The sequence below is a fragment of the Zhongshania sp. genome (assembly GCF_041623545.1).
Lineage (GTDB): Bacteria > Pseudomonadota > Gammaproteobacteria > Pseudomonadales > Spongiibacteraceae > Spongiibacter.
On the sequence record NZ_JBFJWS010000179.1, the window covers coordinates 1 to 6,567 of the forward strand.

Consider the following 6,567-nt stretch of genomic DNA (forward strand, 5'->3'; position numbering starts at 1 on the left):
GACTGTTCACTCCCCAGAGGCCACTCGCTATACACAGCAGTAAACCGGCAAGACTCAGGATTTTAAATACAGCGAGTAATTTATAACGTTTACCGATGCGTATGATCGCGGTATCGCGAATATCCCAAGTTTTCCCCAACGCGGTAAGCAGCGTCTGCTGATCGACAAAAATTAATACTAAAAAGGATGCAAGCAAGGCCGTCATAGCCCCCCACGCATACAGCCAAAATGGCAAGGGTAAGGTATACACAATACCAAAAGAGTGCGCATTGCTATGCGTGGCGCCAGCCAGAAAAGTAACCGCGAAAATTGCGGGCAGACATCGTTTGTGCATAAAGCCAATTTCGCCCAAAAATAGTATTAAAGATCAAATAGATATGAAATACACCCGAATATTTCAGGTAATCCGATTCGCGCTCGCTTATTCACAAAGTTCAAATAACTAAAAAGCCCCAATAGCCCAGGCCCGGTGATAGGCAATTATTACAATATGCTCATCACCCGCGCTTTCCAATCGCCTTCAGGGCTATTACACTCAGGCGCTCAATAATTCACCAGTGAGTCAATTCGTCGATGTCGGTAAGCGAGTCGCAACGCCAACAATTACAGGGAATAATCGAACAGCTGAGCATCAGCCTAGAAGCCAGCCAATCCCTCGGTGGCAGCGACAGCGACCTAGCGGATATTGAATCGACATTGCAACTGCTCAATCAAAAAATGACGAACCTCAGCAATCGTAAAATGTTAAAATTTTATGAGCCTGAGTATGGTAATGATTTCCGTAAAATCCTGCCCTGCAGCCCCTTTAGCGGCTACTACAACCCCATCGCTCCCAAGCTTAAGATCTATAGCGCAGGAAATAAAATGATCGCCGAAGGCAAGTTCGGCCTAATCCACCAAGGCCCTCCAGACTGCGTGCACGGCGGTATTATAAGTGGTGTATATGACCAGGTTCTTGCCTATTGTGGAATCGCCAACGCCACCCCGGGATATACTGCCAACCTACAGATCAACTATCACAAGCCCACCCCACTATTCAAAATGCTGCGTTTTACTTGCCAAGTTAGTAAGGTCGAAGACCGACAGATACACATCGAAGGCAATTGTTATTGCGTAGACGAGCTACTCAGCACTGCGCAAGGCCTATTTATTCATTATGAAAAACGCGACAATCGCTAAATCTAGGGTTTCAATTAAAGGACAGTCTCTCGAATGATAACAAGACAAATAAGCCCACTGGCTCTGGCAATCTGCCTTTTGCCTAGCGCTGGTTTTGCAGCCAAGTCAGACACCGAGCTAACTCAAGAAGTCGTTTCGGTTACCGCTAACCGTATTGAAAAGCAGCTAAAAGAACAGAGCCTAGCGATAAGCATTATCGACAAACAGGATATCGATAACCTCGGCCACACTCATATCAGCGAAATTCTCAGCCAAACTCCCGGTGTTTGGGTTAGCCGCGGCAACGGTCAAGAACATCTCACCGCCATTCGCTCAGCAGTGCTGACCGGTACTGGCAGTTGCGGCGCATTTTATTTCGCCGAGGATGGCATTCCCCTGCGCGCGCCCGGCTTTTGTAATGTAAATGCCTTATTCGATGTCAACGCTGAGCAAGCAGAACGTATTGAAGTCATTCGCGGCCCAGGTACTGCCGTACATGGCTCCAATGCACTGAACGGGGTAATTAACGTAATCAGCGCCGCGCCGTCCTCTGAGCCTGAGACCCACCTATCTATCGAGGGCGGCCCCAATGACTATGGTCGAATCAAATTCAGCCACAGCGATACCGCAGGCAAGCACGGCTACCGTATAAGTGCCCAGGGCAATCACGATGGCGGTTACAAAGATGACTCAGGCTTTGATCAACAGAAATTCAATTTCCGCCACGACTACCACGGTGATATTTGGGAAATCCAGTCTTTGCTGTCTGCCAGCAATCTAAATCAAGAAACCGCCGGTTACCTTATTGGTCAGGATGCCTATAAAGACAGTAGTCGCAAGCGTGAAAACCCCAACCCCGAGGCCTACCGCAATAGTCAAAGTGTTCGTTTCTATAGCCGCTTTGAACGTGAAGGCGACAAAGATTCACGTTTCGTCGTTACACCGTATGCGCGCTATACCGAAATGGCCTTCCTACAACACTTTCTTCCGGGTACCCCCCTTGAAGAAAACGGTGAACGCAGCGTGGGCGTACAAACGGCCTTTTATCAAAACTACAGTGACAACACCACGCTTTATAACGGCTTTGATATGGAGGTAACCTCTGCTTATTTAGAGCAATCACAGGCGCGCCCCAGCTTTGCCTCCTTCCCTACCGGCCAGCACTATGACTACCACGTTGATGCACTCTATGCCGCGTGGTTTATCGGCGGCGATTGGCAGGCAGCGAAAAGCACGAAGATTAATTTTGGTGCGCGCTATGATCTGCAATTTTATGACTACCAAAACAATATGATTAGTGGCAATACCGCCGCCAACGGCAGCGCTTGTGCGCCCAATGGCTGCCGCTATGCTCGCCCCTCAGACGACAAGGAGCATTTTAAAAACGGCTCATTTAACCTCGGAATCATCCAATCAATTAGCGCCAATACCGACCTAATTGCCAACGCCAGCCATGGCTTTCGCGCTCCCCAGGCAGCGGAATTATATCGTCTACAGGCACAACAACTTAATGCTGACTTAGACGAAGAGTCACTGAATAGCGTGGAAGTCGGATTCAGGGGTATTTGGCCTGCGTTGAACTATCGTGTTGCTCTGTACTGGATGCAAAAAGACGATGTCATTATTCAGGACAGCGACCGTCGCAACATCAACGACGGCAAAACCCTAGATCGCGGTATAGAAGCCGATTTTAATTGGCAGCTCAGTCCAAGCCTGCAATGGCAATTACAAGGTAGCTATAGCAAACACCAATACGGCAACGATGCGCTCGCGCCGGAAGGTAATGAACTCGACACCGCGCCACGACAATTGGCGAGCACACGCCTACGCTGGCAGCCGTTTTCAAGCACCACCCTTGAGTTTGAAGTGCAATACCAAGGTGAGTATTTCCTTGAAGGGAATAACCTTTACCGCTACCCCGGTCACACCCTAGGCAAGATACGTTGGCGCCAGCAATTAAATGAGCAGGTATATACCGTGCTGCGGATAAACAATATTGCCGATATAGACTACGCAGAACGCGCCGATTACGCCTTTGGCAACTACCGCTATTTTGTCGGTGAACCCCGTGCCGCCTTTATTGAACTAGGCATAGACTTCTAAAAAGTACGTAGTAATACGGTCCCTCAGGGCCGTATTACCGTCCAGTTATGTGAGCCAGCGCACAGCTGCGTTTTACCCGTATATTAGCCCCCTGCAATATCCCTATAGTTGAGGCACACTCACTAAAAGGAGATTGTGCCATGAGCTTTTGCAGCCTCGCCATACTCATTACGGCCCTTACCCTGAGCTTCGCCAACACCGCCCACGCAGAGCGCTCAAGCGCGGGTAAACTTGCGCAACTATCGCACATGTGGGCCGCCTTACACTTGAGCCCAAAAGACAAGCAAAGCGACACCAGCGCATGGCCAGAACACCGAAAAATTAAAACGCAATTTCATATTGAGACTCAAGCAGCGCAGTTTCGTATTCGCAAAGGCAACAAACTGGTATTTACCTTAAGCCCCGCTGGCTTATCCTTCAACGCCTCATTCTAAGTGGTGCCGAGCGTCGAAATTAAGAAAAGGCGGCCAGACCAACCGCCTTTCGGACCTTCGCCAACATTGGCGCCGCGTGTGCGCGGGCTTTCTCAGCGCCTTTCAACAGCTCGGCTTCCAGCAGTGCGCCATCGAGCAACAGCGCCTCATAACGCTCACGAGCAGGCGCTACCTGAGTATTAATTAGTTCAAATAAATCCTTTTTAGCCTGCCCCCACGCGATGCCCTCTGCGAATTTCTTCCGCATATCCGCCGTCTGTTCGGCGGTAGCAAAAGCCTGCCAAATTTCAAATACGGTCGAGGTATCTGGGTCTTTTGGCTCGCCGGGTTCAAGTAAATTCGTTTTAATCTTATTGATGTGCTTTTGTAGCTTCTTTTCTGGCAAAAACAGTGGAATGGTATTGCCGTAACTTTTGCTCATTTTACGGCCATCAAGACCGCTGAGGACAGCAGCATCTTCGCCAACCACGGCTTCGGGCAACACAAACGTATCACCATAGAGGTGATTAAAGCGCTGAGCCATGTCTCTGGCCATTTCAATATGCTGGATCTGATCCCGGCCAACCGGTACTTTACTGGCATTAAACGTTAAAATATCCGCCGCCATTAAAATTGGGTAGCTAAACAAACCCATGGTAACCCCAAAATCGGGGTCGTCGCCCTTTTGTTCATTGTCGTGTACCGCCGCTTTATATGCGTGTGAACGATTCATCAGGCCCTTGGCGCAGACACAGGTCAGTATCCAACTCAATTCGGTAATTTCTGGCACATCTGACTGACGATAAAATGTCGTTGCATCAGTATCGAGGCCAAGGGCCAACCACGTTGCCGCAATTTCACGGCTTGACTGGTGGACCATCGCGGGATCGTGGCTTTTAATGAGTGCGTGGTAATCGGCAAGAAAGAAAAACGCGTCGTATTCACCGCGCTGACTTTCAGCAATAGCAGGTTGAATCGCCCCCACGTAATTGCCTAAATGGGGTGTGCCGGTGGTGGTAATGCCGGTAAGTACCCGCTGCTTGCCCATAATATTGTCCTATTGCCGAAAACCGAAAACAAAGCCCGCTGCCGCAAACCTAGTTACGATGTGAATTTAAAGGCGCTTATGATACTGACTCACCTCGGCGCTGTCACCGCTGATTGTATTGCTCACAAAAAGTACACTCGAGGCGGGTCAGGTCTTAACCAAGTCCTCTAATAATTGTCGGTATTGGGGGGCTAATTGCCGCCAAGTCAGGAACGAAACATCCGCGACAGGTAAATTACCACTACGCTTAGCCACCGAAAGCTGCTCAAGTTTTTCCGCTGCTGCACTCGCCTCCGCGACGGCATCTTGGCTATGTGGATAGCGAAACCCAGCAGCAAACCACTCGGGATAACAGAGCCGGTCGGGAACTAGGGGCGCGCACCCCGCCGCCACAGCCTGCAATACCGCCAAGCCTTGAAAATCGTGGATCGCAGTCGAAATCACCACATCACAAGTGGATAACATTTCTTGATATTGCTGAGTCTGCTCCACATAGCCAAACTGCTGCAAGTCGAGTGTCGCGCTTTTGGCCATCAAGGCTTCGATTTGCGCAAACTCTTGTGGTCGCTGACGAAACTGCTGACCCGCAATATATACATCGAGCGGCAAACCTCGCCTGTCGCACTCACGCATCAGTGCCAGCAGCCGGTCTGGCCCTTTGTCATATTCCCAGCGATGATTCCAAAGCACCTTAAGCCGACTTTCTGGGGAAGAACGTGAACTATGTCTACCCACACAGCTTGCTATCCCAACAGGCAGAACCGTCGCCAGAGACAATTGTCTGGCCACGTGCTCCCGAGGCGCATAATCCGGCAATCTTGCGAGCAAGTGATCACACCCCTCCAACATAGTCTGGCGATTATATTCGCTATTAAATACCACTCTGTCCGCGGCCAAAGCGGTATACATATTGAGTATTTGCGGCTCGACCCCAAGGCGTTGTTGCTGGCGTTGCGGATAAGCGAATTGATTTTCATGGAAATAAACCACCGTGGGCCAACGGCATAGCTCCGGCACCAGTCCCCGTAAAGCCGACAAGTCGGTCATTGATGTCGCCATAACCACGTCGTAGTCGGCGGCGAGGATTTCTCGATTCAACATTGCCCATGTCAGGCTGTTGCCACGAATTCGCCAGCTAAAATACCGTGGCGGTAAACTCAATACCGTCCAGTCTATATCAGGTAAATATCGCATTAAGCCGTCAAGCCAGCTGCGATGACTATCGGCATGGTAGGCCGACAAAACTAAAACCCGCATTTGTATCCCATTCTTCGCAAAACCTGCCTGCTAAAGTAAAGCAAATTGACCCAGACGATAAGCTCCATTACCCTCTTGGCAATTATTTATCCCTAGCCCCGAGAAATGACTATGCACGAATATAAAACGCTATTGTGGGAACAAGCTGACGGCATTGCCACAATCACCTTAAATCGCCCTGATGCGGCCAATAGCCTGAATTTGGAAATGGCCCATGAGTTGATGCTCGCCGCCATGCGCTGTGATGAAGACAAAGATATTCGCGCCGTTATTATCACGGGCACCGGCAAAATGTTCTGCGCCGGTGGCGATGTGATGAGCTTTCAAGATGCCGGCGACAATGTTGCCATATTACTGAAGGAAATTACTGCCTACCTACACTCAGCTAACGCCCGCTTTGCAAGGATGTCGGCACCACTAATCATTGCAGTCAATGGCACCGCGGCCGGTGCGGGTTTCAGTCTAGCTATTTCCGGCGACCTGGTCTTGGCGTCCGACAAAGCTAAATTCACGATGGCCTACACCGGTATTGGCGCCAGTCCAGACGGCAGTTCCACACACTTTCTGCCCCGTCTTGTTGGTCTGCGC

7 protein-coding genes and 1 pseudogene are annotated in these 6,567 nt (G+C 50.1%); 4 read left to right on the plus strand and 4 right to left on the minus strand.

Features of this window, described 5'->3' with window-relative positions:
- Positions 1–334 (minus strand): hypothetical protein (locus ABYT30_RS13705; protein ID WP_373097021.1); only part of this gene is annotated, 334 nt, incomplete at its 3' end.
- A gap of 239 nt (positions 335–573) precedes the next feature.
- On the opposite strand from ABYT30_RS13705, the gene ABYT30_RS13710 reads away from it, so the two are divergent.
- The 3 genes from ABYT30_RS13710 to ABYT30_RS13720 all read left to right on the plus strand — a co-directional run bounded on the left by ABYT30_RS13710 (position 574) and on the right by ABYT30_RS13720 (position 3,695).
- A complete protein-coding gene (locus tag ABYT30_RS13710; RefSeq protein ID WP_373097023.1) occupies positions 574–1,179 on the plus strand; it encodes a PaaI family thioesterase in 606 nt (201 codons plus the stop codon).
- A 33-nt stretch (positions 1,180–1,212) separates the two neighbouring features.
- The gene (locus ABYT30_RS13715) at positions 1,213–3,261 is read left to right on the plus strand and encodes a TonB-dependent receptor (RefSeq protein ID WP_373097025.1); all 2,049 of its coding nucleotides are present in this window, start codon (positions 1,213–1,215) and stop codon (positions 3,259–3,261) included.
- Positions 3,262–3,401: 140 nt separating this feature from the next.
- Positions 3,402–3,695, plus strand: coding sequence for a hypothetical protein (locus tag ABYT30_RS13720; RefSeq protein WP_373082448.1), 294 nt, complete (start codon positions 3,402–3,404; stop codon positions 3,693–3,695).
- 19 nt (positions 3,696–3,714) lie between these two features.
- Here ABYT30_RS13720 and ABYT30_RS13725 read toward each other — a convergent pair whose 3' ends face one another.
- The 3 genes and pseudogenes from ABYT30_RS13725 to ABYT30_RS13735 all read right to left on the minus strand — a co-directional run.
- Positions 3,715–4,722, minus strand: a complete 1,008-nt coding sequence (locus tag ABYT30_RS13725) for a tryptophan--tRNA ligase (protein ID WP_373082450.1) — start codon at positions 4,720–4,722, stop codon at positions 3,715–3,717.
- 147 nt (positions 4,723–4,869) lie between these two features.
- Positions 4,870–5,457 carry a glycosyltransferase gene (locus ABYT30_RS13730; protein ID WP_373082470.1) on the minus strand — a complete coding sequence of 196 codons (588 nt, stop codon included), beginning with the start codon at positions 5,455–5,457 and terminating at the stop codon, positions 4,870–4,872.
- A 21-nt stretch (positions 5,458–5,478) separates the two neighbouring features.
- Positions 5,479–5,991, minus strand: a pseudogene (locus ABYT30_RS13735) (DUF3524 domain-containing protein); the annotation flags it as partial.
- Positions 5,992–6,090: 99 nt separating this feature from the next.
- On the opposite strand from ABYT30_RS13735, the gene ABYT30_RS13740 reads away from it, so the two are divergent.
- A partial coding sequence (locus ABYT30_RS13740; protein ID WP_373097027.1) for an enoyl-CoA hydratase/isomerase family protein occupies positions 6,091–6,567 on the plus strand: 477 nt, incomplete at its 3' end.